The organism is Faecalicatena contorta (assembly GCF_001404335.1).
GTDB classification, from domain to species: domain Bacteria; phylum Bacillota; class Clostridia; order Lachnospirales; family Lachnospiraceae; genus Faecalicatena; species Faecalicatena contortus_B.
Window position 1 is genome coordinate 37,412 of the sequence record NZ_CYZU01000024.1, and the last position, 26,685, is coordinate 64,096.

The 26,685-nt window shown below is 41.4% G+C and carries 24 protein-coding genes and 2 CRISPR repeat arrays; of the genes, 4 read left to right on the forward strand and 20 right to left on the reverse strand.

Annotated elements, in window-relative coordinates; all coding sequences use genetic code 11:
- The first annotated feature begins 207 nt into the window (after positions 1-207).
- The gene (locus ARB69_RS13155) at positions 208-1,092 is read left to right on the forward strand and encodes a LysR family transcriptional regulator (RefSeq protein WP_055153550.1); all 885 of its coding nucleotides are present in this window, start codon (positions 208-210) and stop codon (positions 1,090-1,092) included.
- A 92-nt stretch (positions 1,093-1,184) separates the two neighbouring features.
- On the opposite strand, the gene ARB69_RS13160 is transcribed toward ARB69_RS13155, so the two are convergent.
- Genes ARB69_RS13160 through ARB69_RS13170 form a run of 4 tightly spaced genes read right to left on the reverse strand, consistent with a single transcriptional unit; the run spans position 1,185 to position 2,958 of the window.
- Positions 1,185-2,057: an aldo/keto reductase gene (locus tag ARB69_RS13160; protein ID WP_083487093.1), complete on the reverse strand. Its 873-nt coding sequence runs from the start codon at positions 2,055-2,057 to the stop codon at positions 1,185-1,187.
- Complete coding sequence (locus ARB69_RS27715; protein WP_330377669.1) at positions 2,002-2,169, reverse strand: aldo/keto reductase; 168 nt, start codon at positions 2,167-2,169, stop codon at positions 2,002-2,004. Before ARB69_RS27715 ends, ARB69_RS13160 begins: the two co-directional genes overlap by 56 nt.
- Positions 2,100-2,441: a carboxymuconolactone decarboxylase family protein gene (locus ARB69_RS13165; protein WP_055153552.1), complete on the reverse strand. Its 342-nt coding sequence runs from the start codon at positions 2,439-2,441 to the stop codon at positions 2,100-2,102. Before ARB69_RS13165 ends, ARB69_RS27715 begins: the two co-directional genes overlap by 70 nt.
- Before the next feature lie 16 nt (positions 2,442-2,457).
- Positions 2,458-2,958 (reverse strand): flavodoxin, encoded by a 501-nt coding sequence (locus ARB69_RS13170; RefSeq protein ID WP_055153554.1) that lies wholly within the window; start codon positions 2,956-2,958, stop codon positions 2,458-2,460.
- Positions 2,959-3,066: 108 nt separating this feature from the next.
- On the opposite strand from ARB69_RS13170, the gene ARB69_RS13175 reads away from it, so the two are divergent.
- On the forward strand, positions 3,067-3,954 hold the full coding sequence (locus ARB69_RS13175; protein ID WP_055153556.1) for a LysR family transcriptional regulator: 888 nt from the start codon (positions 3,067-3,069) through the stop codon (positions 3,952-3,954).
- Between the two features lie 113 nt (positions 3,955-4,067).
- On the opposite strand, the gene ARB69_RS13180 is transcribed toward ARB69_RS13175, so the two are convergent.
- From ARB69_RS13180 to ARB69_RS13255, 16 genes are all read right to left on the reverse strand, one after another.
- A complete protein-coding gene (locus tag ARB69_RS13180) occupies positions 4,068-4,862 on the reverse strand; it encodes a hypothetical protein (RefSeq protein ID WP_055153558.1) in 795 nt (264 codons plus the stop codon).
- 277 nt (positions 4,863-5,139) lie between these two features.
- Positions 5,140-5,598, reverse strand: coding sequence for a hypothetical protein (locus ARB69_RS13185; RefSeq protein WP_050641178.1), 459 nt, complete (start codon positions 5,596-5,598; stop codon positions 5,140-5,142).
- A 230-nt stretch (positions 5,599-5,828) separates the two neighbouring features.
- Positions 5,829-6,563, reverse strand: a complete 735-nt coding sequence (locus ARB69_RS13190; RefSeq protein WP_055153560.1) for a class I SAM-dependent methyltransferase — start codon at positions 6,561-6,563, stop codon at positions 5,829-5,831.
- Entirely contained in the window at positions 6,564-7,058 is a 495-nt protein-coding gene (locus tag ARB69_RS13195) for a hypothetical protein (protein WP_148487216.1), read from the reverse strand.
- On the reverse strand, positions 7,036-10,458 hold the full coding sequence (locus tag ARB69_RS13200; RefSeq protein ID WP_055153562.1) for an ATP-binding protein: 3,423 nt from the start codon (positions 10,456-10,458) through the stop codon (positions 7,036-7,038). The genes ARB69_RS13195 and ARB69_RS13200 overlap by 23 nt, the downstream gene beginning before the upstream one ends.
- Before the next feature lie 83 nt (positions 10,459-10,541).
- Positions 10,542-11,240 (reverse strand): hypothetical protein, encoded by a 699-nt coding sequence (locus ARB69_RS13205; RefSeq protein ID WP_055153564.1) that lies wholly within the window; start codon positions 11,238-11,240, stop codon positions 10,542-10,544.
- A gap of 102 nt (positions 11,241-11,342) precedes the next feature.
- A complete protein-coding gene (locus ARB69_RS13210) occupies positions 11,343-12,788 on the reverse strand; it encodes a DEAD/DEAH box helicase (protein WP_055153607.1) in 1,446 nt (481 codons plus the stop codon).
- 39 nt (positions 12,789-12,827) lie between these two features.
- Positions 12,828-13,643: a CRISPR direct-repeat array (repeat unit 31 nt; unit sequence ATTTCAATCCACGCCCCCACACGGGAGCGAC).
- Between the two features lie 345 nt (positions 13,644-13,988).
- Positions 13,989-14,759: a hypothetical protein gene (locus ARB69_RS13215; protein ID WP_055153567.1), complete on the reverse strand. Its 771-nt coding sequence runs from the start codon at positions 14,757-14,759 to the stop codon at positions 13,989-13,991.
- Complete coding sequence (locus ARB69_RS13220; RefSeq protein ID WP_055153609.1) at positions 14,756-15,733, reverse strand: hypothetical protein; 978 nt, start codon at positions 15,731-15,733, stop codon at positions 14,756-14,758. Before ARB69_RS13220 ends, ARB69_RS13215 begins: the two co-directional genes overlap by 4 nt.
- A gap of 16 nt (positions 15,734-15,749) precedes the next feature.
- Entirely contained in the window at positions 15,750-16,451 is a 702-nt protein-coding gene (locus ARB69_RS13225; RefSeq protein WP_050641183.1) for an RAMP superfamily CRISPR-associated protein, read from the reverse strand.
- 13 nt (positions 16,452-16,464) lie between these two features.
- Positions 16,465-18,519, reverse strand: a complete 2,055-nt coding sequence (locus ARB69_RS13230; RefSeq protein ID WP_055153569.1) for a Cas10/Cmr2 second palm domain-containing protein — start codon at positions 18,517-18,519, stop codon at positions 16,465-16,467.
- Positions 18,512-19,447: a DUF6602 domain-containing protein gene (locus ARB69_RS13235; protein ID WP_242857594.1), complete on the reverse strand. Its 936-nt coding sequence runs from the start codon at positions 19,445-19,447 to the stop codon at positions 18,512-18,514. The genes ARB69_RS13230 and ARB69_RS13235 overlap by 8 nt, the downstream gene beginning before the upstream one ends.
- A gap of 32 nt (positions 19,448-19,479) precedes the next feature.
- Positions 19,480-20,367: a CRISPR system precrRNA processing endoribonuclease RAMP protein Cas6 gene (gene cas6, locus ARB69_RS13240; RefSeq protein ID WP_055153571.1), complete on the reverse strand. Its 888-nt coding sequence runs from the start codon at positions 20,365-20,367 to the stop codon at positions 19,480-19,482.
- A 75-nt stretch (positions 20,368-20,442) separates the two neighbouring features.
- A CRISPR array of direct repeats spans positions 20,443-21,519; the repeat unit is 31 nt; unit sequence ATTTCAATCCACGCTCCCGTGAAGGAGCGAC.
- A gap of 273 nt (positions 21,520-21,792) precedes the next feature.
- Positions 21,793-22,242, reverse strand: a complete 450-nt coding sequence (locus ARB69_RS13245) for a flavodoxin family protein (RefSeq protein WP_050641186.1) — start codon at positions 22,240-22,242, stop codon at positions 21,793-21,795.
- Between the two features lie 295 nt (positions 22,243-22,537).
- Positions 22,538-23,512: a metallophosphoesterase gene (locus ARB69_RS13250; protein ID WP_055153572.1), complete on the reverse strand. Its 975-nt coding sequence runs from the start codon at positions 23,510-23,512 to the stop codon at positions 22,538-22,540.
- Between the two features lie 44 nt (positions 23,513-23,556).
- Complete coding sequence (locus tag ARB69_RS13255; protein WP_055153573.1) at positions 23,557-23,916, reverse strand: MarR family winged helix-turn-helix transcriptional regulator; 360 nt, start codon at positions 23,914-23,916, stop codon at positions 23,557-23,559.
- Positions 23,917-24,144: 228 nt separating this feature from the next.
- On the opposite strand from ARB69_RS13255, the gene ARB69_RS13260 reads away from it, so the two are divergent.
- Both ARB69_RS13260 and ARB69_RS13265 read left to right on the forward strand, forming a co-directional pair.
- Positions 24,145-25,272 (forward strand): zinc-dependent alcohol dehydrogenase, encoded by a 1,128-nt coding sequence (locus tag ARB69_RS13260; protein WP_055153575.1) that lies wholly within the window; start codon positions 24,145-24,147, stop codon positions 25,270-25,272.
- 478 nt (positions 25,273-25,750) lie between these two features.
- Complete coding sequence (locus tag ARB69_RS13265; RefSeq protein WP_055153577.1) at positions 25,751-26,548, forward strand: hypothetical protein; 798 nt, start codon at positions 25,751-25,753, stop codon at positions 26,546-26,548.
- The last annotated feature ends 137 nt before the right edge of the window (positions 26,549-26,685 follow it).

The following is a 26,685-nucleotide window of genomic DNA, read 5'->3' on the forward strand; positions in this document are numbered from 1 at the left end:
ATGCCCGGCCCCATTACTTTACTGGCTCGGATGCCGTGCAGCAAGGTGTACGGCCCCGTGTACAGTAACCATAATAGTACAAGATGAAGAAATTATCCAATACCTGTTTCTTATTTCCTGTTATTCTTGTAATGAATATCTTGCCCTGATATAATGTAATATATAACCTATCTATAATACAGGAGTAATAATTGAGGAGGATTACAGATGGAAATTCGGGTACTTCGCTATTTTTTGGAAATAGCCAGAGAAGAGAATATGACCAGGGCCGCCGAACGGCTTCACATTTCCCAGCCTTCTCTGTCAAGGCAGATGAAGGAACTGGAAACGGAGCTTGGAAAAAAACTCTTTGTCCGCAGCAGTTACAGCATACATCTGACCAACGAAGGAATGCTTTTAAGAAAAAGAGCTGAAGATTTACTGGAAATGGCAGATAAAATCACGAATGAATTTAAGTCTATGGATGATATCGCAGGCGGAGATGTTTATATTGGTTGTGCAGAATCTTATCTGATAAAATACCTTGCTTTTGCCGTAAAAAGGTTGAACCAGCGCTATCCCGGCATCCATTACCATACCGTCAGCGGGGATACCGAAATCGTGGCCGAACGTCTCGACCGGGGCTTGTCTGATATGGCCTTTATCGTGGAACCGCCGGACCTGTCGAAATATAATTATCTGGAAGTGCCGGAAAACGATACCTGGGGAGCTATCATGAGAAAAGACTGCCCTCTTGCCGAGAAGAAGGCTATCCAACTGGAAGACCTGCTGCCATATCCCGTCTTTTGTTCCGAGCAGTCTGCCAAAGTAGATCTCCCCCGCTGGTGCGGAGAAAAGATCGATCAGCTTAATATCATGGCAACCTTCAATCTGACGAACAACGGTGCTGTCTTCGTGAGGGAAGGTCTTGGAATTGCACTGACCTTCGACCGCATCATTGAGCTCACTCCTGACAGTGAACTATGCTTTCGCCCCATTTCGCCGGCGCTTCACACAAAGATGTATGTGATCTGGAAAAAATATCAGGTATTTACACCTGCCGCACAGCTCCTGCTCGATGAATTAAAGCAGGTATTGCAGAAAAAAGACTGATGATTCATTACGCCCTGGTTTTTTACTGCTGTCATAGTGTTTTATATGGAACATCGTCTAATAATAAACCGGACACTTAAGCTGATCTTATTTTATGATGCACTACTCTGCCCTTTCACTACCTGTACGAACCACTCTACTGTAGACGGGTCGTGGTGGGAAAAGAACGAACTTTGATCTTTATCAAGATGCCCGATTTTTTTCATGTCTTCCTCATCCAGGGTAAAGTCAAATACATTGAAATTTTCTGCCATACGCTCATAATGTGTTGACTTTGGGATAACTACCACTCCTCGCTGAATGTTCCATCTAAGCATTACCTGTGCAGTTGTTTTTCCATGCTTCCTGCCTATTTCCATAAGCACGCCGTCTTCAAACAGGCCGCCCCGCCCCTCTCCAAAAGGCGCCCACGCCTCTGTCTGTACACCATATTTATCCATATATTCTTTTGCAAGAACCTGCTGGTTATATGGGTGTACCTCCACCTGGTTGATCATTGGGCGGATTCTTGCAAAAGCAGCAATGTCTACCAATCTGTCGGGATAAAAATTAGAGATTCCAATGGCACGCAGCTTTCCTTCTTCATACAGTTCCTCCAATGCCCGCCATGCGCCGTAGTAATCGGAAAACGGCTGGTGAAGGAGCATAAGGTCAATATAGTCTGTCTTAAGCTTCTTAAGCGATTCTTCTACGGATTCCCTGCATTTTTCATAACCATAACGATCCACCCACACCTTGGATGTCAGGAATATCTCTTCTCTAGTACATCGTAAAATAAGTAACTGACTCATAAGCTGAGATAAATTTTCGAGAGTGCTGCTCCACAAACGCAGGCGTAGTGGGCTACGCTGAGGCTTGTGGAGCAGTGCTATCGGAAATTTAGGTCGGCTTATGTGGCAGTTAATTATTTTACGATGTACTAGGTATCCCGGATTCTGCAATTGCCGTGCCAACCTCTTCTTCATTGTAATAAGCCTGCGCCGTATCGATGGAGCGGTACCCTGCCTTTAATGCATCGGATACACATCTTTCCAAATTTCCTTTGCCATATGAAAAGCTGCCCACGCTTTCGGCCATCCAACATAGAAAGCTGCATGCGTCAGGATCTCCGCGATCTCCTCCGCGGTCACGCCATGGTTCTTTGCATTGGTCAAATGGAATTCCAGCGAACTGTCTAAGATACCGCTTGCCATTAGTGCCGTTACTGTGACAATACAGCGGTCTCTTGCCGGCAGCTTATCCTCCCTTGACCAGACCTCCCCAAACAGCACATCATCGTTTAACTCTGCAAACTTTGGGGCGAATACTCCGAGTTTGTCTCTCCCTGCAGTTACTTTTTCCGTCTCCATGTTATCTTCCTCCAATTCATAACCAATTTTCAATGTCTTTCTTCGACCGGTTCACACTGCCGCCCCGTATTGCAAGCCCCTCCTCTACATTAGCCCCGGGACACAACGTCATAATATCCTTTCTGCTGCTGCCCATCCCGCTCCCCTCGTGGGTACAGAAAGGCCTGATAGTCTTCCCGCTGAAATGAAAGTGTTCCAGAAAAGTAAATACCGCCATCGGCATTGTTCCCCAATAGTTCGGATAACCAAGGTAAATAACATCGTAAGGTTCAATACTCTCCGGATAGGTTTTCAGTTCAGGACGGGCCTCTCTTTTTTGGTCTTCCTGTGCTTCAGCAACGCATTCGTTATAATTGGGGGAATAATCCAGCACAGGCTCAATCTTAAAAAGATCCCCTCCTGTCAACTTCTGAATAATACCGGCAGCCACCTCCGTATTTCCTACATCCAGCTTCTTAAGCATTCCGTTCACATAATTCTCATCCTTCCTCGAAAAGAACGCAATCAAATCGGCCATTTCAAGCACCTCCTTCTTTTTCCCTATATATTACCGTCATTTCTCTTGAAACGGAATCTCCGATATGTTATTATCGTATAAACTTTTTGTTTATATAGGAGGTGTCTCATGTACAACCATATGCTGGATACTTTTATCGCAGCTGCCGACTGCGGCAGCTTTACAAAGGCCGCCGAGCGGCTGTACATTTCTCCGACAGCCGTTATGAAACAGATGAATGCGCTGGAGAACCATCTGGATTTGAAATTGATTGAACGCACACCGTCCGGCATCCGTCTGACAGCGGCAGGCGCCCTCATTTACCAGGACGCCAAATTCATGAAGGACTACTCAAAAAAATCTATAGCAGGCGCCAGAGCGGCCATGCATTTAAGCGACACGACCTTCTGCATCGGCACCTCACTTTTGAATCCCGCGAAGCCATTTATGGATCTGTGGTACCGCGTGAATCAGGACTTTTCCGAATACAAACTGCACCTTGTGCCTTTTGAGGATAATCACGAGGGAATTCTCGCTGAGATAGAACAACTGGGGAAGAAGTTTGATTTTTTGATCGGCGTATGTGATTCCAGAGAGTGGCTACGCCGCTGTAATTTTCTCCCGCTTGGAAGATATAAAAAAATGATTGCGGTATCCAGAGAACACCGCCTTGCAAGAAAAGAATCCATTAGGATTGAAGATTTATATGGGGAAACATTCATGATGGTTGAACGGGGGGATTCCGGGGTCAATGACTTTCTGCGCAATGACCTGGAAAAGCACCATCCCCGGATTCATATAGAGGATACACCGCAGTTTTATGATCTGTCGGTGTTCAACCGCTGTGCGGAAACCCGGAATGTCCTGCTAACTCTTGAGTGCTGGAAGGAGGTACATCCCGGACTCGTTTCAATACCCGTGAATTGGGAATACAGCATTCCTTATGGGCTGCTGTATAGTTTTGATGCGCCGGAAGACGTATGCCGGTATGTTGATACGGTTAAAAAAATTTTGTAGATCGTTTAAGATTCTCCACCAGGGCTTCGCTTAATCCTGTCTCACAGTCTTCAATCGTCCAACCGACCTGATAATACATAAGTCCTGCCATAAATTTTTTAGATACCTTGGCCCTATTTTACAGCCTGCAAAAAATCATGACTTTTTTTCTGTGCGGCTTTGATAAATTGTTTATAGCAGTCGCCTACAAAATCCGGATAAAAGTAGCAGAGCGTATTCAGAAAGTCATCTATATACGACTCCTGAATCCCCTGAATCTCATAAAACGGGCCAAGAAATCCTTTTCTGCATTCCTCTCCATACTCTTCTACCGTATCAGCCAGCCATTTCTCTAACTGGATATATTCCCAGTAATCTTCTTTCAAAGAATCCAGCATCATTTTCCTGGTTAACTGCTGAAGATTTCCATTTGGACTGTCAATATCAAGCCCAGCTTTGCTCAACTGCCACTCTCCCAGGTGAAATGCATCAGTTGTATCTACACGGTAAATATAATTGTCATGATTCAATACCACTTCAAAAGAATCTGATTCCAGAAATAATAGGTACAAAGCTCTAAAAGAAAAGTATTCCTCCCAGTTTACAGCACTGCTGCGGATTAGTTCGTAGGACGGTTCGGGGTCTGACAAGGTAAGATATCTTGCGCCAACTGTATATCCTGTTTTAAAATACTTTCGTTTTTCGCCTTCCGATATATGAAATAATTTTGATTCAGGTATATGCAGCCCCATGGCACAAGCAAGCTTTGAGTATATAAATTCATTTGCAGCGCAGTCACAATATTCATGTTTAACCAGATACTGTTCCCGGCGATTCACTTTTCTTTTTGCCAGCAGAAGATTGCCGCTGTCACCTACACGATCAAATGGCCTGATCGGTGAAAATATAAAATCCGCGGTCTCCAGCACATCTTCCGTATCAAGTTTTGGTTTTAGAGCATTATTCTTTATTTAACTCTGCAGACGGATCTCCCTGCACCAATTTTCAAATCGCTGTTGTTTCCACTCTTCTGATGTCATTTGTAAAGATTCCTTTCTTCCTGAATTGACCATACCACGTATCTTATAGGTCTGATTAGTTCTTAAGAAAAGTATAACATATTGCAGCACCAGTGCAACAACTACCCATACTCCGCTAAAAATCCGGCTATAATTTTTTATGTTCAGCCAGAAATATCTGCATAGATTACCGGACTTTCTTTTCTCTAAAAAGTGTGCGGAATATCAAACGCACCAGCGGCCCGCAGTAAAACAGCTGCCAGCAGACAGCCATCGGGAAGTTCATCGCGAACGTCTTTACCCATATACCGAAACCGGGTTCTTTAAATAAAAATACCGCAATAAGGCTCATAACCGGACACATAATGCAGCAGATGCAAATGGAAATCACATAGGTTATCAGCTGTGGTCTGTCCGTTGGTTTCATTACCGTAAATGCTAACATTTTTGCAGCTTTTCCAACAATAAAGAATTCAAGTACAAAGGCTATCGGAACCATAATTGGAAGTTCACACAGAGCAAGTAAAAAGGTCTCTCCAGAAACATTGCCGGTATTTAATGCAACGTTGTAGACAACCATACCATAAACCATGATAAGTGCCATAATTACTGTAAAGACTACATCCTGAAATTTGTTTTTGGGCATAAAAAAATCCTCCTGAATGATTTGTAATTATGTGTTGTTCGTTAATCATTCGGAGAATGTGCGTTTCCAATTAAACCATATGAAATTATTTTGCTTAGAAAGAATACCATATAGAATAAAGATTTGTCAAGAAAAAAATCTATTACCACTCTATTATCACTTAAGGCTCTTAGTTTGATATTTCCTTGACTGGATCAGGAAATATCAAACTAGGGGCGTGTTCATTCATTTCACTGAGCAACAACAATAAGCCTTTTACTCTCTTTGTCATAAGGACTTCTATCATAGTCACCATATATGTTTATATTATTAAACCCTGCTTTTGTTAACAGCCCTCTATATTCATCGTCAAGAATAATCCTATATACAATATCATATTGATTATTTTCCAATCTATTTTGAGAATGGTATAAATCTATTACATGAATTGTTTGGAATTGATCATCGTGCTCTTTCACAAATATCCTGGAAAAATTATCTCTGTTTACAACCACCTCTATTGATGGCAGCGTTAATGTAAAATGCGTTGTCCCCTGGGTCAATATAAGCAAACCATTTTTCTTCAGTCTGTCTTTCATGGATATAAGTGCTGTAAGTAAATCTTCATCCGTATGCAGATGGGGTAAGGCTGTTGTGAGGCAGACAACAGCGTCGAATTTTTCTGTAAATGCTTCCTGTAATTCTCTAAAATCACATCGGCTCAGGGGGATTTGTATCCCATGCCTTTCTAAATTTTTAGAGGCAACTTTCAGCATAGACGCAGAAAAATCAGATCCCGAGACGCGATACCCTAATTCAGCCAGCATATATAGGTGCTGTCCCGTTCCGCACGCACAATCTAATACGGATTGTACTTGATTCTCATTCAATATCTCTTTAAAGAACTGCCTTTCACTTCCAAGATAATTCTCAATGTCTCCGAATTCATCATAATCATATGCAAATTTTTCGTAGATATCTTTCAGCTAATTCACCTCGCTTTCCCCGGCCTTATAGATGGAAAGCTGTTTTCCCACATATTCAGTTAATACCTTCAGAAAGGTGTTAAGCGCATCATTTTGACAGTATTCAAAATCACACCAGCCATCGAGCATTTTATCAAAATGTTCCTTTGTCATTTGTTCCTTTTCTATTACAAGGTCCCATATCTGTCTCTGTTCATTTGCCCCCAGTTCCATGATTTCTTCCATAACATGATACAATTCCTGTTCAGCGTTATAACTTAAATCATAAAAAAGTTCTGATGTAACATGCAGCATACGCACCGCCTTGTCCCGGATTGTTCCGTTGGATTGATTCTCCCATATAGCCAGATCATATATCTCCAGCGTCTCATCATACTCATTTTCCAGGTCAGCCAATGTAGTACTATATCTGCTGTAATCAGAATATTTCCCTGCCGCAAATAATAATTTCTTTTTTAAGTTTTTTACATTATCAGCACCATCCATTGTTTTCACCTTCTATCTTCCATCTACATATTTCATTCCAAATCAATTCCAGCGGTTCGTATATTCCCATGTATTTGAGCAGATCCATTTCTTCTAACTGCTTCAAACTTACTACTTCTTCTCCCGATTTCAAGCGGTCATTGTCCCTGAGTATTTTGATCTGTTCTTCCGTAAACTTATCCGGTATTGCATCAAATAAAGAAAAACTGCTTATGCACTCCAAAGCAAAAAAGAAATCATTCTGGTAGAGTGTCCAGCCCGTTTGAGTACCATCTTCCAATACATCAAATTCCATATCCATTTCATCAATCAGATTATGAATCACCTCATCTATTGTATCGGCATACAGGTTACTATATGATTCACATGCCAATGGGATCAGTTCATATCTTTTAAACAGCTCCTGATCAAGCTCATATAATGCCAGCTCAGATAAACGCATCGTATCTTTCGCCCGTTGCCATGACCTTCCCGCTGCAATTAAGCTCTGTATCGTATAATCCTCTAAGCAGTAAACCGCCTTCTGTTCTTCATCTTCTGCCTTTTGAAATACATTTGCATAATATACATTACGCTCTGCATCAGACAGCTGACCTATATGGTCGATATAAACACTGAACAATATCAAACGATTAGAAAGGCGATACCAGTGATGCCTGCATACAAGAATATGAGACTCCAGCATTTTATCAATTATGTCGTCTCCCCCTAAACCAATATCCGGACACTTCGCCTCAAGTTCGACGCTGGATAGAATTCCCAATCTCCTTTCATAAGGGCGAAAAGAGTTTATAATTTGAAATAATGCTTCTTTATTTCCTCCACATTTCTCTGCCATATACCGGACTATGTCCCTGGAAGCCTCCAAGATACTTTCCGACAAATGCCCTGTATATGATACAAGCAGCGTTAAAAACTCTAAAGATTCCTCGTCATGGATAAAAAAATCCCAAAAGTCTGCGTGTTTATATAATGCTGCCTTCATAACAGACTGTATGTTTTCCGGCACCGCATTTATTTCCAACCAGGCCTCCATATCCTCAACCTCAGTAGGTAAAATTACATCCAAAAAGCTTTCCTTAAAGTCCCGTTTAATTTCCTCTATATTTTCTCTCAGCCCGGATATGCTTTCTTCATCCAGGTCTGAATCCTCATAGTCTGCATCTATCCAGCTGTCATAATGTCCAATCTCTTTATGCAAGTCATCCGATATTTCAAGCCCTAACTTTTGAAAAATCTCATGACATCGCTCATCCAAATAAACAAATTCATCCACATTATTCTCTGCTGCCGCAAGGCAGAACTCTGCTCTGTAATATCTATTCAAATATCGATCAATCTTTTCCCTGTTAGAATAAATATATTCATTCCAAAGTTTTTCATATGCTTCAGCAAATTCCTTGCCATCCAGTTCCTCGCGGTTTTTCATCAGACTATTCACGTAAACGTCCATCATCCACTCAATATTATCGCAGATACCTTCCTGTTCCAGCTTCACGGCAATCTCTGGAAACACCTGCAAGTCCTCTCTTAATACGGACTCCGGGTATCGCTCGATTGACCGGATGATGGTTGTAAATATCTTTTCAAACCAGCCTTTCAGCTTAAAACAATTAATGCTCTTATACAACAGCAGTAATTGAAAGTACCTTCCATACCCCAGTTCTGAACAATCCTGTTTCGTATAATATCTTTGATAATACTTATATCGTTCCTCCCTTGTAGCAAGTCTGCGTATGTATCTGCTATAAAAAATGATAGATTTAGATTCTAAGAGTGAAATTGCTTTTTCCAGCATTGTCTCATATAGGTCATCTGAACCGGGTATATCATCCAGCAGCTTAAGATACTCCACACACTGCGAAAAATATATACAGCCTTGTTGCAAAATATCCCGATAGATTTCGAAATTCTCACGAAACAATTCCATTATAAAATCCTTTGCCGATGGATTTTGAAATGTAACGACAATCCTTTCGGAGTAATTCAGGCTATACATATCAGTTCTTACGACAGTCTTTTCCAGTTCAATGATAATCTCGGAAAACCCTTTCCATTCCAACGATTTTTGATTGGCTTTCAGAACATTACAATAACTCTCTTCCAATATTTTGATTTCTAAAGGAAGGGGCATTATAGCCATTAGTAGATACACTACTTTGGCTTCCTGGGATAATTCCGTAAATATCTTCTTCCAAAAATCAACCGGACACTCCAAATACTGTATAAAGTTTTCAACACAGCATTGCGGTTCAATATCAGGTGTTACCGATTTTGTAAACATTTCAATCACACGGGGATTGTAGTTTTTAGAATTAATAATTCTTCTTTCTGCCCCCTTAAGGGCATTCACCTGGTCCCAGGTTAAAACCGTATTCTTTAAATGTCCATAATAAATTTTCAGTTTATCCGCCTCTGAATATTGATCAAGCCGGCACTCCAGCTTATTGGATTCCACTTTCCTTCTAAAATCCTCATTTTTCTTCAAACCTTGTTCCAGGACATATTCCCTTGTAGTCAAAATCAGAAGACAATCCTTCCTCTTTTGAATATATTCAATAAATGTAACTAATTCTTTTGTATGCATTCCATTTCCAAAAGCGTCAAACCCATTACTTCCCCAGAAGTCATCGAAAATGATTACCTTTCTTCCATCTATTCCCTGGGCCGTGTACAAATCTTCCACTGACGAAGCATATATATACGCCTGAAACTGATACTTTGCATAATAATATAGTGCAACCTGATTAGCTAAAGTGGTTTTTCCAACTCCCGGCTCTCCCGAAATGATCAGAACCTTATTTTTCTGTACCTTTTTAATGGCCTCTTCATAAATGTCGGTTTCCACAAATAAATTAGCCTTCTCAATGGCTTCATTGAGATAAATCTCAGATTGATGCACCATTGGAGTGTGTACAGCTTCATAGATAGACCGCTTTAGTGCTGCTGTATTTTGAATCCAGAGTTTATAGTATTTCTCCTCAACAGGCCAGTATTTTTCCCGGTCAGTGCTCAAATAATTATTAAAGTCACCTCCCGTGACAATGTCCTCAAATGCCAGAATGTAGGGGGAAAATATTTTCCGGACTACTTCTTTTTTCTCAACCGTCAAATCTCCCGATAATGCCAGGATATAGCGGTCCACCCGCATTCCCTGTTTCACCAGATTGTCCAATTTAGCTTTTTCTTTCCGCGCTACACATAATATCCTCTCGCTGGTATTTAATAATCTTTTTGCCTGCATAATTATTGTATAGCCATCTGCTCTTACATGCCTCCCGTCAATCCCCATATCCTTACCTTCTGCAAAGGATTCTATAAAAATATCCTCCCTGATCTGAATCATATCCCTGGCAAAGTTCTGGAATTCTAACGGTGAAAATGAATTGTAGAAGTCGTAGGGTTTCATTCGGTTCTTCTCCTAAGTAATGAAATATCTTGTTATATAAAAATTTACTCTTTATATACTGCTGTTTTGCTTCTATATGTATATTAAACAATGTCTTCATTTTCTATTGGGAATTTTCTATCCAATACTCCTTGAATATCTTTTACCATTTTATACATCTTAATATTTTCTCTGTCTATGATAGGCGTTAAGTAGTACAGTACACCATACACCAATAAATCTAAAACGATTCCTATCATAGCTATCCATATTGCTATCATCATACGATCTGCCAGATCAAATTTCAAATCAAATATCCATGCCAAAATCGCAATGAACATCGGAAACAGAAAGATATTAAATATTCTATCTCTAAATTTTTTTCGTTCCAATTTTTTCTCATTATTTTTCTCTACTTCAATTTCACAACGGCGGCATAATTGCTTTATTTGGTTTTTTTCTTTAAACCCTATGCTCTCCAGCCATTCCTTTATAGAATCATATTTTGTATCCAGTTTTTTTATATCTGCACTTTGTTTCAAAACTGCTTTGCCTTGCGTAGTAAATGAAATAATTACTACGGAAATAAATTCTATTAATATACATACACATGCTATTATTGTCCTATGCTTTGAGGGCAAAAATAGAAAAAGAAAGGATGTACTGGCGCTTAAGATCATTATTAAAAATAATATTGTATTAAAAATTCCAAGCACACTAAAAACTTTTTTCCAGCCTTCTATCCACCCTGTTTTCACCTTCTTTTCGAATTCTATATAACTACCCAGAACTAAATATTCCATTTCCCCTAATTCCTCACATTCCTATGAAAACGTACTTATTGACCACTAAAAACATTGATTTCTTCAATGAGATCATTTTGCTCCCGGAGTTTCATTGAATGTTCAATTCCCTTTCAATCCTGATCTCCTGACTTTCCGAATCTTCCCTTTAATCGGTCTTATCTGAAGATATGCCATCACCTGATCCCCTTTACCATTTAGGATTTCCACGTAACTTAGGCTGTCTCTGATATCCACAATACCAATATCATCGGCCTCTACGCCTTCCATACTGCATATCGTTCCAACAATATCTCCTGCCCGCATTTTTGATTTGCGTCCTCCTCCGATTGAAAGGCGTGTAATCCCCTTATTCAGAGCCGTCCCTTTTTTAGGCTTTATCTCTGCTTTTATACGCTGAGATTTCCAGAAGTTTTTTTCTTTCTCAGCATCCAATACCGGAAGATCTGTAAACGGCAGTTTCCGCCCTGCATACTCTTCCACCTGCTTTAACATCCTCTTATCATCCTCAGTCACCAAACTAATTGCCGTACCGCATTTTCCATTTCTTCCGGTTCTTCCGATTCGATGTACATATGTTTCCTTCTTCGATGGGAAATCATAGTTCACTACATGGGTAATGTGCTCGAAATCAATTCCTCTGGCCGCCACATCCGTTGCAATCAGAAATCGGAAGCATCCTCTCCTGAATGCATCTACCGTTTTTAGCCGTTCCCTCTGCTCCATCTCACCGTGCAGCATCCCGCAAAATATCCGTCTTCTGCGAAGCTTCTGAAACAGAACATTTGTCATCTCTCTTGTTCCGCAGAAAATCATGCAGCTTTGTGGATTCTCGTGGATAAGAACATCAAGAAATGTATCATATTTGCCATCCTGGTCTGTGAAATATAACTTTTCTGTAATTGCTGCCACCTGCTCATTTGTGGCTCTTTGCAGCACAATCGTCATATCTGGTATGAATTCATCAACCAGTTGTTGGATCTCTGGTTTTAAAGTTGCAGAAAACAGGCATATCCTGCAATCCGCCGGGACAAGAGAAAGGATTCTTTTAACTTCATCTATAAACCCCATATCAAGCATTAAATCTGCTTCATCTATTACCAGCCATTTCACCATTTCCAGCTTCAGACTTTCCCTGCCCAGATGATCCATAATACGGCCCGGTGTTCCTGTCACGATATGAGTCTTCTGCCGCAAGGTCTGGATTTGCTTGTCGATCGGGAATCCACCGAATAGCGCCGGAACCTTCAGCCGCTTTTTTCTTCCGATATAAAACAGTTCCTCGCTGACCTGGACTGCAAGTTCCCTGGTCGGTTCAAGAATTAGTGCTTGCGGTGCGTTTTCTTCCCAGCTGATACTTTCGCATATTGGTATGGCAAATGCTGCCGTTTTGCCACTGCCGGTAGGGGCTTTCACAACTACGTTTTTCCCCGCTAACATTGGCAAAATAACTTTTTGCTGTATACTCGTAGGTTTATTGTAGCCTAAGCCATTTAATGACTCTAAAATTTCTTCTGAGAGCTCGTATTTGTAAAATTCATTTGTCATATCTTCTGCCTTTCTTTGGGCCCTCGTATTTTGTAATTGGTTTTAATCCACGCCCCCACACGGGAGCGACGGGTTTCATGGCTGTACGATGGAGGACCTGCAGATTTCAATCCGCGCCCCCACACGGGAGCGACAAATGATTCAAAATCTAATAGTCAGTTATTAATGATTTCAATCCACGCCCCCACACGGGAGCGACGATGTCAAGTCCCTCTTTCGCAAGACTGAAGGACGCATTTCAATCCACGCCCCCACACGGGAGCGACGAAAATTGTGACAGTTGGGAAGCTGACGATGATATTTCAATCCACGCCCCCACACGGGAGCGACTTGGAAGAGAGCCCTGCATCTTAAGAGTAGGAGAATTTCAATCCACGCCCCCACACGGGAGCGACCAATACGGTTTCCGAACCCTCTCTCCTTTCTGGTATTTCAATCCACGCCCCCACACGGGAGCGACAGAGCTGCATATCAAAAAAGGAGAAACACATGACGATTTCAATCCACGCCCCCACACGGGAGCGACAGTACCGTCCGCGCCGTCATAGGCTGCGTCAATATATTTCAATCCACGCCCCCACACGGGAGCGACAAGAGATACTGGAGCTACTTGAAAAGAAAAAGCGGATTTCAATCCACGCCCCCACACGGGAGCGACCACAACACCTTTTTATTCGCTCCATAGCCCTTTGATTTCAATCCACGCCCCCACACGGGAGCGACTCAACGCCTGACCACATCTATTGCAAAAGTTATTCATTTCAATCCACGCCCCCACACGGGAGCGACAGTATAAGCAATGCAGTACATGTAATAAGCAAGATATTTCAATCCACGCCCCCACACGGGAGCGACAGCAATATTGCACAATTTAATCACCAATTTTCTCGCCTTTCTCAGACAATTGATCCAACACCATTCTTTTAAAATAAGCCTGTCTTCTCAAAACCACTAAAAAACGTACCTAATTCCACAAATATCCAGGTGCGAATCTCCCTAGGAAATTATGTTTACTTGACATTCGCACTTGATATTTTTACTATACTTCCTCCATTGCCTATCGTCAACATAATTATCAATATCCCGCTTCTAACGCTTTCTTTATAATATACATTGCAACTTATCAATAAAAGGCATTGTAATTGCAGATAATACTCTGGCTTCCAGTCTTCTTAATAGAATTGTAATAAACCTAATAAGTTACACCGAAATAACCTCCTTGACTCTTACAAGCCCATGGGGCAGCAATGTCTCAGGATCAATAAATAAGCCTCCTGCCAGCTCACTTCTATTATGCCCCAACAATATGGAATGGAGTAATCCCTTATAACCGCCAACTAAAATCACATTATTTTCTTTAAGCAAAGCAGTCAGTTTTTCTTCTATTGTATGCAGATATTTCTTTAAATCCTCATTCTTAAATTCTCTCACCAGCAGCATTTGAATATATGTGCGCATTTGATTTATTTTATCTTTTGTATCTTTGTTTGCCGTTTCTAATATTTCCGAAAACGCTATATTTTCTTCCAGATATAAGTCACCATCTAACTCCGTTCCGTCTTTAATCATTTCGATACCTACATTATCAAAAAACAAGGCAAATCCTGCCTTCCCGACGTCATCAAGATATTGGGCTTTCCAAAGACTGCGAAGAACAATTGATAAATTCGGAACCGGCACATCGTCTGCCATAAGTTTAAATCCTTTTCTTTTATGCTGCAACAGGGCACCTTTTACAGAACTTCCCGGAAGATAATAATTTGCATGTTCGGGATCATACCTTTCATATTCGCCATATTGATAGAACGGATAGACAACTCTGACCTCATGTTTCTCATCGTCCTTAGTATCAGGTATCTTAACATACGGTGATAGGCAGAATTCATCAATTTCTTTATATAATGCCTGTCCTGATCTGGGGGATACAATCAAACTCGATAAAAGTTTCATTGTATATGTAATCTTTTTCATCCTTTTCCCTCTTTTCTCTGAACAATTGGATACAGAAATGCATTACCAAACACAATATCCCGCATTTTATTAAAAGGTGATGGTACGCACTTACCGGCTTCTCCTACTCCATTCTGCAAAGAAATTACACTGCCACTATCGATAAAGCTGATAAAATATTTCCCGCAGGTTTGATTCCAGCCCCCTTGCATTGCAAACGGACGCCGCTCTGAAGTAAATAGTTTTAATGTAGATGACCCGTAGTCAATCTTATCAGGCAGCAACATACCTAAGTTCAAATAATAATTTGCATTCGGAAGTTTTATAGGTTGCACATCAGTTACCCGGTACTTATTCAACCCTTGTGACGCACGCTTTCCTAATATAAGCGATGTCCCATTTTGCACCAGTTCTTTTATTACATCAAGCACGGATTCAATCAACTTATTTTCATCCCCCTGCAGGTAAAAACAAAACTCATTTACAGAATCCATCAATTTCCTACCATCCTTATTTCTCTTTACTTCCTGCAGTTTTAAAAAAGGCACCGTATATAATTTCGTTTCGAGACCTTCAACGCCATATATCACGCTTTCCATAGAAGCGCGAAGCTGCTGACCATCAGATTGTTTAATATATGGATATAAATCACTACAAGTTTCAGGATTTTCCATTACACGTCTTAAATCCCACTCCCTAATAAAGGCTCTCTCTTTTACTGCTGCCCGCTGCTCTTTTAGACTCACAGCCTCTGATATTTTCTCTGCCAGCTTATCAACAACATAATCTTGAGGCATAGGAAAATAATGTAATGGCATTACACTAGACAAGGCCAAATGAATTGTCTTATCAAGTACGGCCTTTACCATCTTTGCAGCTTTTTCGTTTCCGTTTGTTTCTGCGTACATAGTGGTCAGCGCCCCAAATACTTTTTGAGAATCGGGAAGCTGTGTAATTGCACCTGTCGCTTTCAATACGATTTTATAATTTCTCACATTCCTCTCCCCCGCCTTATTCAATCGATACATATACCTTTCCGTAACCACGGCTTTTTGAATTGCCAAGCCGATAAACGCCACCATTAAACTTTTTCAAATTATAAACTATATATGCTTTACATTTCTCAATGGCATTATTGTCGAAATATTTGGAATTGAACCTGTAGAGCTCAATCTCCCCCTCAAACTCTAAACCCATTCTTGCGGTTTTATAAGTACGTGGATTTGATTTCGGCTCCGCACCTTCGCAATTAATCGATGTTTTTGTGTCAATAGAAAAACATTTATTCAAATCACGATGCTCTTTTTTTAACAGCAAGTCATTGAATAACAGTTTGGGTGTGTTATTAAACTCTCTAATCCCAAAAAGGTGGCCTGCTGATGCCTCTTTTATCGCGCTGGCATAGCGTTCTTTAGTTCTGACAAGCGCTTCTGTATTTTCCTTATAATATTTCTGAATCAGCGCCTCATTTTCTTCTTTTTCTTTTCTTAACAGTTCCGCATACCATCGAGCGATTTCATCAGCCTCTTTACTATGATCCTCCATAACAATAGCGCGAAGTGCCCCTTTCAAAGATGACGCAGGAATACACGGAAAACCCTGTCCATCCACTGCTGTCCACTGATCAATTCCACCTATTTCAAAAGGCATCGGCGATCCTCCGATGAAAAGATTTGAAAGGGTTTTTATTCTTATTTTTATGACGTTCTCCATTTACAAAAACCTCCTATTCTAACTCCGTCTTTTTGAATTTCATAGCCAGCTCATTGTATTGATAAAACAGCATCAGAGAATCCACAAAAACAGGAGTCCACGCCTTTGTACTTACTGCAAGTTTACAAAACTTCTCCTTATCAAAATACAATCGGTTAGGATGTTTCCCTTCCTTTTCACGCTTTTCATTTAAAGCTTGTATCTCCTGCTTTGCTTCCACCGTTGATGGGTTGCGCAATTCTATCATATCTGCGGCCTTTTCTGCCGGTATCGTATCTGTTTCCCTCAGGCGGTAAAGCATAGATGTTTCAAGTACAAGTCGTTGGTACCCACATTTCCGTGATTTCTTTAAAGTTTTTTCTTTCACAAAAACAGCTGTCAATTCTCTATTCAGCTTTTTTAGACAACGTTCGAAAAGATATTTTCTAGGCTGTACAAACAAATAGCGACAGATATCTGTTTTACTCTCTTCATACCTTTTCTCATACATATCCCATCCTTCTTTATCCGAAATCTGAAAACGGGCATCACAGAAGAGCAGCATTAAACGCAGATATGACTCAAAACGGTGCCTTGTCAGGCTATCCAGTTTTATCCTCGTTCCATATTCATCCTTTATATATAACTGCCGTATTAAATTACCGTTCAAAAGAAGTTCCAGCTTTCCTGCCCTTTGATCAGAATCATCCAAATGCCTTGGGCGCAAATGATACAATATATGATTTATATATTGTACCTGATCAGACTGGATATCGTCAGCCGTAATATCCTCTAACAATGTATAAAAAAAGTTAGGCTTCCCCAAAAATTCAGAGCATCCACTCTCTTTGCTTCTTATATAATTAAGGAGCTTAACATCGCTAAGGAAAAAATTCCAAATCGGGGTGTTTTTTAACTGCTGGTTTATTGCTGACCGTTTCCTGCAATTTTCACATTTACATCTCGATTTTTCTTTTGTTTTACACTCTAGTAATTCTTTTTCTTTCTTCAATTCTCCATAATCTATATCGAAAAAAGTCATGTTTCCAATAGATATCTTCATTATAAAAAACTCATTCAAGGTATCCGAAATTTTCTTGGATTTTGCATTTTTTAGCTGAGCCTCAACCATTTCCATATAGTAGCGGACAGGCTGTTTGTTAAATGTAATTTCTACCCCAACACTTATAAACAACTTTGTTGTATTTCCGCACTCTTTGATTTTTCCATTTACATTTTGCATAATTTCCCTGCAAACATTGATTCCGCAAATCAAATCTTCGATGGCTACAGCAAAAAAGATATCATCTCCAGCTATGTATAATGGAAAAAGCCACCCCCTTCTCCCTTCTGGCGCACATTTGACAGCCATTCGATGCAGCCCTTCCAAAGAAATCTCTTCATTAAGTATCTGGCTGATATTTCTATATTTTTTATAATCTTTTATATTTTTGAACATTGCTCCCATTCTGTCTAAGTCAGCTTTTAGTATAGCGATACGAAAGCGTTTTGAATCATCTTCCTTTTTATTCGCTTCTTCATTATTTTCTTTCTTTCGCAATGCATTGATATTTTCGGCAAAAGCAGGAAACTTCTCTGTATCTATTTTAATACTACGTTTTTTGTCCTCATCCTCCGGCGCCTTGCAAAATGAGAAAAGCAGCTCACGATTTTTTGATATTATTTCATTCCAGTTATTCGTCTTCTTAAGATTTGCCTTTGCCGTTTGAATTGCAGCGATATCATCCAATCCTTCAGAAGAAAAAACTGTCCATCGGATTAACTTCTGTCCCTGTGATTCTCGATAATATTCCTCAAATAAAGTATTGAGACGGCTCTCCAGCTCCGCTTCAGATAATGTACAACGAAAGACATATACTCCCGAACATTTTAAAAGCACATAGTTATCGAATTCAGGGAATTTATTATGTATATGTTCAAAGAAGCCCTTGGAAACCTGATAAGAGGAATTTATAATTCCCCGAAGTGTAGCATCTTCCGTCTGCTTTTCCTGTGCATGAGAATGTATAACCTCTGTCAAAAATGTTTGAATTTTGTCTACGGATAGCGCAACAATTTGTTCATTCATTCCCCTTTTCCTCCATATTTCCATTATTGTCAAACATCTCCGCATAAGCAGCATGTGGGAACAACATTGGATTATTAATCAACATGAGTACCTGATTTAGCTGAAAATTAAATGTCAGTAGTGAAAGTTCTGTGCCTTCATGATGAACCAAATATTTATCTAATCCGTAATTTTTCACTGCCTCTTCCCAGTCTACTTGATCATTTTTATGCTCTGGCAAACCCTTTGCATGGTTTAAGGATACATACCAATCGTATAGATTTTTCTTGCTGTCATCCCATTCAATCTGCAATTTGCCGCCCTTATTAGGAATTGCCCTTATAACAATATCAAAAGGATTTTCATCTTCATCTACCAATTCACTAATATCCTTCTCGTTTAAACAACACAAAATCCGCAAAGGGCGCGTAGCTGTCTGTGTTATTGTAGGTTCTATTTCCCCGCACACAATTTTACCAATCATACGGGTATATGATTTGTTTGAAGTCCTTAACGCTTTAATGCTGCAAGCCCATTTCTTTAATATTTTCTTGTCCATAGAGGAACTTTTGCATTCAATAACTGCTGCCACCGCTTCAATCGGAAGAAATTTTAAATTACCATAACTAAAAATATATGGAGTATAAGTTTCATCAAAAACAGCCAAATCCACTTCCTTCGAAACTTGACCGTAGGAATCAATGATAAACATAGACTGTTCAATCACAAACTTTTTAGGCACAATGTTACGAAACATCTTCCCCCAAATTTGTTCCCGATAATGCCCAATTGTGCTGCCATGGGGCACTTTAAAATATAATTCATTTACAATTCCCTGTTCCATCCGCTCATAGTTCAATTTAATATTTCTTATAGTAGAATAATCAGCATTTGCATATTTATCTATATGATCCTCTTCGCTTTTTCTGTTTGTTTCTTCTTGTTTCATCCGTTCCTCCTAATGTGTTCTTTATAGATTTTTCAAATAAAATATACCTCAATCCGCCCCATCCCAAAGGTCGTATTCCGACCAATGTGCAAAATTTGCGCTGCAAGCAGCCACGGGACAAAAGGTGTCAGATCCCCCGCAAACTCCAACTCCCCCAATAAACCACTTAGATCCATCTTTCCCTTCAGACGGTTTGAATATCGTTCTACTTGTTCCAGCCTCAAGTCCTCCTTCGTCGTCCTGACCTCTGCTGCAAGCATCAAAAGCCTGGTAGCCTCCTCCTTATTCACAAACCCTCCATACCTCTCGGTTATCGCAATTATCCGATTAGTAATATTTCGAATCAGTGTCGGAAACGTTATGCTTGTTAACAACTGGCCACTACGACGTATTCGAAGCGGGGTGCAGAGCTTTATTACTACACCTGTAACTTTCTGCAATTTTTGATAAGGTATACTGACGGCATTGGCGCCTGTCGCGTAATAATTTTCTTTTCTCCAAAGGACTCTTTGATCCTGGCTATTATTGATTTGCGATAAACTAAAAGGATATCGCTGCGCTCCTAAACCAAAGCGCCAGATATCCTGTAAGGCCCTTGACAATGAAGGGGCATATTTAACTGCATTTCCAAGAAGTATGAATTCGAATTTTAATTGTTCTCCCTGTTCAATTATCGTTTTTGTCCCGAAAGCCTCAGGTGGAACTATCAAATAGGGCTTTACAATATCTTGCTTCCCATCACAGTACTTACCATTCGCATAGAGAAAATCGTAAGCCTTTCTATCTTCCTTATATAACGCCTGCCCGATCACTCCTCGTAATGTCGACCCGAGATAACACGGTAATTCTGCTTGTTTTAATGAAACCAGCGAAATTCTAAGCGGTAAATATCTAATATCAAATGATTTCTGTTCACTCATAGTCTAAACCTGTTAGCGTATTTACCGTACGTTTACCTTTCTTTCATTATTTATGTTAGTTAAGTGTTTCTTTAATTTTTCTTTTACGCTCCCGTGAAGGAGCGACAAAAACCAGTGCCCGCTGGCCTACATCCTGCAGATTTCAATCCACGCTCCCGTGAAGGAGCGACGATGTGTCGGATAGTGCATACAGATTAGTCGTAATTTCAATCCACGCTCCCGTGAAGGAGCGACTCTAAATCATCCTCCTTTTTCAATGTTTCACGTGATTTCAATCCACGCTCCCGTGAAGGAGCGACATCGCAAATGGAATAAATGGCATCACTTTAAAGTGATTTCAATCCACGCTCCCGTGAAGGAGCGACAAATGATAACCCAGCACCAAGGACTGACTCGTTATTTCAATCCACGCTCCCGTGAAGGAGCGACCGTATGTGCCGCCTAATTCATTTCGCGTAACATTATTTCAATCCACGCTCCCGTGAAGGAGCGACATCTGTTTTCAGGACTTGTATCGCACTTGTTTCATTTCAATCCACGCTCCCGTGAAGGAGCGACCGGAACAGCGATCGTTCCCTCCCTGCGCAGATATTATTTCAATCCACGCTCCCGTGAAGGAGCGACTTAGGACTGCGTCACAAAGGGCAGTTCTGTTAGGAATTTCAATCCACGCTCCCGTGAAGGAGCGACATCGCAAACGGAATCAATGGCATAACATTAAAATGATTTCAATCCACGCTCCCGTGAAGGAGCGACGAGATCAAAGGTAATGGCGGATCAAACAACCCGGGTATTTCAATCCACGCTCCCGTGAAGGAGCGACCATTTTTATTCTTGAGTTACTCCTCAGCCCACAAATTTCAATCCACGCTCCCGTGAAGGAGCGACTGGCCAGCGTCGGCAGCCATATCGACCGGATGGTGATTTCAATCCACGCTCCCGTGAAGGAGCGACAGATACAGGTAACTTCGAGGGTGTATACCTTAAGGATTTCAATCCACGCTCCCGTGAAGGAGCGACAACGGATGTGGGCAATTATGCGGTTGTAGAAATGGATTTCAATCCACGCTCCCGTGAAGGAGCGACCGATCGGGCAAAACGAGGTCGACACCACATCGGAGATTTCAATCCACGCTCCCGTGAAGGAGCGACAGCAATATTGCACAAATATCCCCTTTGTCGTCTCATTCCTATTAGTCAATTATACCCATTCTCTTCTCTTTAAGCAAGCTTTTCCTTTCGCATTCACTTCAAATCATTCAAATTTTCACGTTTTTTTGGTGCGAATCTCCTAAGGGATTTATGTCTACTTGACATTCGCACTTAATCCCCTCTAATCACACAGCTCTGTATCTGCCGCTTTTTCCCCTGATTCGATTTGTTTTAATAAATTCAATGATATGCTTCATCCCAAAGAAATACCGCTTATACCTTAATTATTCTCTTCATAAACTGCCTTGCATTCTCCATATCCTTCCTATCAGGATGCTTCTTCGCTATTCCCCCAATCCTCCCAAACACCCCAAATGTATCAAAGCCACGGCATTGAAAGTTTCCAAGATAGTCCGCTCCTTTTATTTTTATCTGTTTTGCCGCACCACTTGCATAATTACGGTACCCGACACCACAGGTTGTAACCGTGAACACCTTTTGGTTTCCGGAAAAATCGCTTTTCTCAATAAGCTCTTTTATCCCATCATGCATGGAATGATAAAATACCCCGGATGCCAGTCCTATCACATCATAACCCGCCAGATCCACGTCCTTTTCCTTTGTGATGTCCACAACGTCCGCACCTACCTCTGGTGCCATAACGTCCACGATTTTCTTTGTATTTCCATGATGTACAGACGCATATACAATTACAGCTCTCATATATGAATACCTTCCTTTCTAAATGTATGGTCAACCATTCAATCTCCAAAAAACTCAAATGCAGCACCCGATCACCACTTATAGGCTGCATTGTACCGCTGATTCCTCATCAAAGAACTGATCTTATAACCCATTATTCAGCATTACCATAGGTTTTCCCTTCTTTATTTATATGAATAACAACATATTCACACTTTCCTTGTGTACGAACAGGAAATCCCCATCCGGCAGCCCCCGAGGACACCACCATGCTGCATTCTTCCTCCTGATATTTACCGTAATTAGGGCTAAGGAACTACTCTGTGAAATAACCTGTAGGAAATATCTGTCCGGCATGGGTATGACCGGATAGTACCAAATCCACTTTCTGTGCAGCATTTTCTTCCGCTTCCACTGGCTGGTGATCCGCTACAATGATAAACCGTTTCCTGTCTGCATTCTCTAATAACGCTTTCACAGAAGCACGTCCTGATGTGTATGATGCATCTTCCCTTCCTGCCAGAATCAATTCATCCCCTACCGGAACCCAATCGTCACACAGAATCGTAATACTATTTGTTTCTATGGCCTGTACCAGCTCCTGTTCCGTATACTTCCGGGAATGAGAAGTTACGTCTGCATATAGCTGGCGGTCATGATTTCCATAGACATAATAAGTGCCATAGGTACTTTTAAGCCCTCCAAGCACCCGGAATACCTCCTGCATAGATGCCTTTGATGTTCCTTCCTCCACAATATCACCGCCAAGCACAATGACATCCGGATTCAATGCATTGATCTCTTCTATTTTATTTTTCAGAATATCCGGGCTTTGAATCGTATCATAATGGGTATCGGTAATCAAGACCACTTTATAGTCATTCTGCAGTTTATCCGTGACAATATTATATTCGGTTCTGACAATATGCCCCATGTTGTAATATCCATATCCCAGCAACAGGCAAGTGATAACTCCCGGGATAAGACCACTGCGGTAAATACGGCCTAGAACCCGGTACCACTTTTCTTCCTTATAGCGCTTTCCGCCCCCACGAATTACAATGGCTGCAATCTCAACCAAAACAAACAGCGCCAGCAGATGGGCCACAATCACCCCAGCCATACTCCAGGTCCGGCATAGAAAAATCACAAGCAGCACAATCCCAAACCGCAGCAGGCGGATATTCCATCTTCTGACGCAAATTCCATAGAGAGACAGCCATCTGCCGGTCAGCCAATAGATACTGGCCGCGAGGCAGAATACCATTCCGCCTAAAATTACTAAGTACATTCGACTTTTCACCACCTTTAACAAATTTCCATTCGGTTTTCCCCTTAAACCTCACCAAATCCTGATAACTTCTTCTGCTGCTCTTTATCAATACGCTGTCCCTCCGCTGTCAGTTCCAGGTAAATTCCCCTCGCATTATCCTTTGACTTTGTCTTTTTAATCAGTCCTTTTTTCTCCAATTTCACCGCCATCTGGGAGACAGCTCCCTTAGTAAGCCCAAGTATTGCACCTATTTCATACATCTTTACCTCCTTGTTTTTGCCTACCACATCCTGAAAAAACAGGTCTAATGAGTTAACCGTGATGTTCCCTTTGAACTTAACTGGTTTATTCCTAATCTGATTCATCTTATTGGAGATACTATAAAAATCATCCATAAATGATTTTAAATTATCCCGATTCATATATTCGCCCTCCATCTGTTTACGCTAAACATCCATTAGGATTTATAGGAGAACAAATATGCTCTCCCTAAGTATTAGTTTCGTACTAAACATTATATTTGTCAACTTTTCAATCTACAGAAATGCCGGCCTGACTGCTATTGACGTTAAGCAGTTCCATTTTCTTGCCAGGTATAGATTTATTTCATCTACAAATAATATTTCAAATGATTACAGGAGGTATAATTAATGAAAGCTATCGTATTTGATGGGTTGCAGAAAGTTGAATGCAGAACCGTGGACGATCCGCGGATAGAAAAAGATGATGATATTATAGTAAAAGTCACTTCTACGGCTATTTGTGGATCGGATTTACATTTAGTGCACGGTTTAGTAAAAGGAATGTATGACGGATATGTTTTAGGACATGAAACAATGGGAATTGTCGAAGAAACAGGAAAAGAAGTCAAAAATCTGAAGAAAGGTGACAGAGTTGTAATCCCCTTCCCCGTCGCATGCGGGCATTGCGAATTTTGTAATAAGGGTGAATTCAGTCAGTGCGATAATTCAAATGATTATGCTGAAGCTGGAGGATTATTCGGTTATAGCAAGTATCATGGGAATTACGCCGGAGGACAAGCCGAATATATCAGGGTACCATTTGCCAATGTAGGGCCTAAAAAAGTGCCGGAAGGATTGACCGATGAGCAGGTTTTATTCGTAACAGATGTCCTGCCCACATCCTATTGGGGTACCGAAATTGCAAATGTAAAACCCGGGGAAACCGTAGTTGTATTAGGCTGTGGACCTATAGGATTGATGACAATTAAATGGTGTATACAAAAAGGAGCCGGCAGGATTATTGCAGTCGATAATGTGGGGTATCGCCTGGAGCATGCAAGAGGTTACGGTGTGGAAACCTTGAATTTTGAAGATCATGAGCAAGTAGGGGAGCATATGAAAGAAATTACACATGGAGGAGCACATTCCGTAATTGATTGTGTGGGGCTGGATGGAAAAACTTCGGTTATGGAAAAAATTGAAACTGCGCTCAAATTACAGGGAGGATCAAAATCAGCTATAGAAACAGCCTCTCAATGTATCAGAAAGACCGGTACAGTAGCGTTAATCGGAGTATATGGCAATAAATATAATAATTTTCCTTTGGGAAATTTTTTCTCCAAAAATGTCTCTTTAAAAATGGGGCAGTGCCCTGCTACCCGATACGTTGATTTGATGTTGGAGAAAATACAAAAAGGGGAATTTGATGCGACAGATATCATAACTCATACGCTTTCCTTAGAGGAAGGAAGCCACGCTTATAGTATTTTTGATAAAAAAGAGGATAACTGTATCAAAGTAATTCTAAAGCCCTGATTCGCAGAAACAATCCGCCGAAATATATTGCTATATGGTTCGCAGAAGCAGAACCTGCTTCAAAATGTACACAAAGGACCTCCTGTTACTCATGCCCTGCGGGCGGATCTGCACAATGCTGTAGAATAGGGTATACCCAAAGGGCACCCCGTAACACATGCCCTGCGGGCGGGTCTGCAGCAGAGCTGCAGAATAATGTATCCCCATGGAGCAATACGTAATTCTTGCCCTACAAGCGAATCCGCACAATGCTGCGGAATAAGGTAACTCGGTTTCCTAAAATAGTGGTTTTGCCCGTGGTTCTTTACCAGTCGGCAGAACCTCTTTTTTATACAGACATGGCGTACGCACTCTTCCTATTGTTATACGTACATTCGCTCAGATTAAAATTAGAAACTATGCAATCACTCCTGCATAATTTATATAGAGACCCTTCATCTATCAATCTTCCCCAGAGGAGGTATTTCAATGTATTACAATGATCATTCTGAAAATGTCCCAGATAAATATGAAACAAATTGCAGCTGTAATAATAAGTGCAGGCCGCCTCGACCAGACTGCTGCCCCCCTTGTTGTTCCGGAGTACCAGGGCCTCCAGGACCTCAGGGTGAACCTGGACCTGCCGGACCTCAAGGTGAACCCGGTGTTGCCGGACCGCAGGGCGAACCCGGACCTGCCGGAGTTCAAGGTGAACCTGGACCTGCTGGATCTGAAGGAGTACCTGGCGTTGCCGGGCCGCAGGGCGAACCTGGACCTGCCGGACCTCAAGGTGAACCTGGACCTATCGGGCCACAAGGCGAACCTGGGCCTGCCGGACCTCAAGGAATACCTGGAGTTGCCGGACCCCAGGGTGAATCTGGCCCCGCCGGACCTCAAGGTGAACCCGGGCCTTCCGGTCCCCAGGGCGATCCAGGACCCGCTGGGCCCCAGGGCGATCCAGGGCCTTCCGGTCCTCAAGGACCAACCGCCGCCACGATCCCCTTCTCCTACTCCAACCAGAATTCAAGTGGAGTTTCACTCAGTACTGACAATACGGGTTCGCCGTCCCAAATCGCCTACGCCGGCTTCGGAGGCGACGGCGGATATTTTACGGCACTGGAACCCGGAGAGTGGGCTTCCGGACTCATCACTATTAATACAAATGAATCGTATCCTTCATCCTTTGTTATGCCTTACGATGGTACACTGCGTAATTTTTACGGCGTATTTGCTAACCGGCAAGAATTATTCATTGAGGAAGGTATTATCCTGCGCCCCTTTATGTGCCTTGCCATAGGAGAAACCGACAGACTTGCCTTTACGATACTTCAAGAGACTCTCGTATATTTTCCGCCTTATATAGGTGGTGAAGAAATCCCCAAATACACAATCCGGAGAGCCAGCCAGACGGGACTGAATATTCCGCTGCCGGCC

Excerpts from the sequence above, each read along its gene's own strand:
- ARB69_RS13155 (WP_055153550.1), top strand. The coding sequence starts at position 208 with ATGGAAATTCGGGTACTTCGCTATTTTTTGGAAATAGCCAGAGAAGAG.
- ARB69_RS13160 (WP_083487093.1), bottom strand. The coding sequence starts at position 2,057 with ATGAAGAAGAGGTTGGCACGGCAATTGCAGAATCCGGGATACCTAGTA.
- ARB69_RS27715 (WP_330377669.1), bottom strand. The coding sequence starts at position 2,169 with ATGGCCGAAAGCGTGGGCAGCTTTTCATATGGCAAAGGAAATTTGGAA.
- ARB69_RS13165 (WP_055153552.1), bottom strand. The coding sequence starts at position 2,441 with ATGGAGACGGAAAAAGTAACTGCAGGGAGAGACAAACTCGGAGTATTC.
- ARB69_RS13170 (WP_055153554.1), bottom strand. The coding sequence starts at position 2,958 with ATGGCCGATTTGATTGCGTTCTTTTCGAGGAAGGATGAGAATTATGTG.
- ARB69_RS13175 (WP_055153556.1), top strand. The coding sequence starts at position 3,067 with ATGTACAACCATATGCTGGATACTTTTATCGCAGCTGCCGACTGCGGC.
- ARB69_RS13185 (WP_050641178.1), bottom strand. The coding sequence starts at position 5,598 with ATGCCCAAAAACAAATTTCAGGATGTAGTCTTTACAGTAATTATGGCA.
- ARB69_RS13200 (WP_055153562.1), bottom strand. The coding sequence starts at position 10,458 with ATGAAACCCTACGACTTCTACAATTCATTTTCACCGTTAGAATTCCAG.
- ARB69_RS13205 (WP_055153564.1), bottom strand. The coding sequence starts at position 11,240 with ATGGAATATTTAGTTCTGGGTAGTTATATAGAATTCGAAAAGAAGGTG.
- ARB69_RS13210 (WP_055153607.1), bottom strand. The coding sequence starts at position 12,788 with ATGACAAATGAATTTTACAAATACGAGCTCTCAGAAGAAATTTTAGAG.
- ARB69_RS13215 (WP_055153567.1), bottom strand. The coding sequence starts at position 14,759 with ATGAAAAAGATTACATATACAATGAAACTTTTATCGAGTTTGATTGTA.
- ARB69_RS13225 (WP_050641183.1), bottom strand. The coding sequence starts at position 16,451 with ATGGAGAACGTCATAAAAATAAGAATAAAAACCCTTTCAAATCTTTTC.
- ARB69_RS13230 (WP_055153569.1), bottom strand. The coding sequence starts at position 18,519 with ATGAATGAACAAATTGTTGCGCTATCCGTAGACAAAATTCAAACATTT.
- ARB69_RS13235 (WP_242857594.1), bottom strand. The coding sequence starts at position 19,447 with ATGAAACAAGAAGAAACAAACAGAAAAAGCGAAGAGGATCATATAGAT.
- cas6 (WP_055153571.1), bottom strand. The coding sequence starts at position 20,367 with ATGAGTGAACAGAAATCATTTGATATTAGATATTTACCGCTTAGAATT.
- ARB69_RS13245 (WP_050641186.1), bottom strand. The coding sequence starts at position 22,242 with ATGAGAGCTGTAATTGTATATGCGTCTGTACATCATGGAAATACAAAG.
- ARB69_RS13250 (WP_055153572.1), bottom strand. The coding sequence starts at position 23,512 with ATGTACTTAGTAATTTTAGGCGGAATGGTATTCTGCCTCGCGGCCAGT.
- ARB69_RS13255 (WP_055153573.1), bottom strand. The coding sequence starts at position 23,916 with ATGAATCGGGATAATTTAAAATCATTTATGGATGATTTTTATAGTATC.
- ARB69_RS13260 (WP_055153575.1), top strand. The coding sequence starts at position 24,145 with ATGAAAGCTATCGTATTTGATGGGTTGCAGAAAGTTGAATGCAGAACC.
- ARB69_RS13265 (WP_055153577.1), top strand. The coding sequence starts at position 25,751 with ATGATCATTCTGAAAATGTCCCAGATAAATATGAAACAAATTGCAGCT.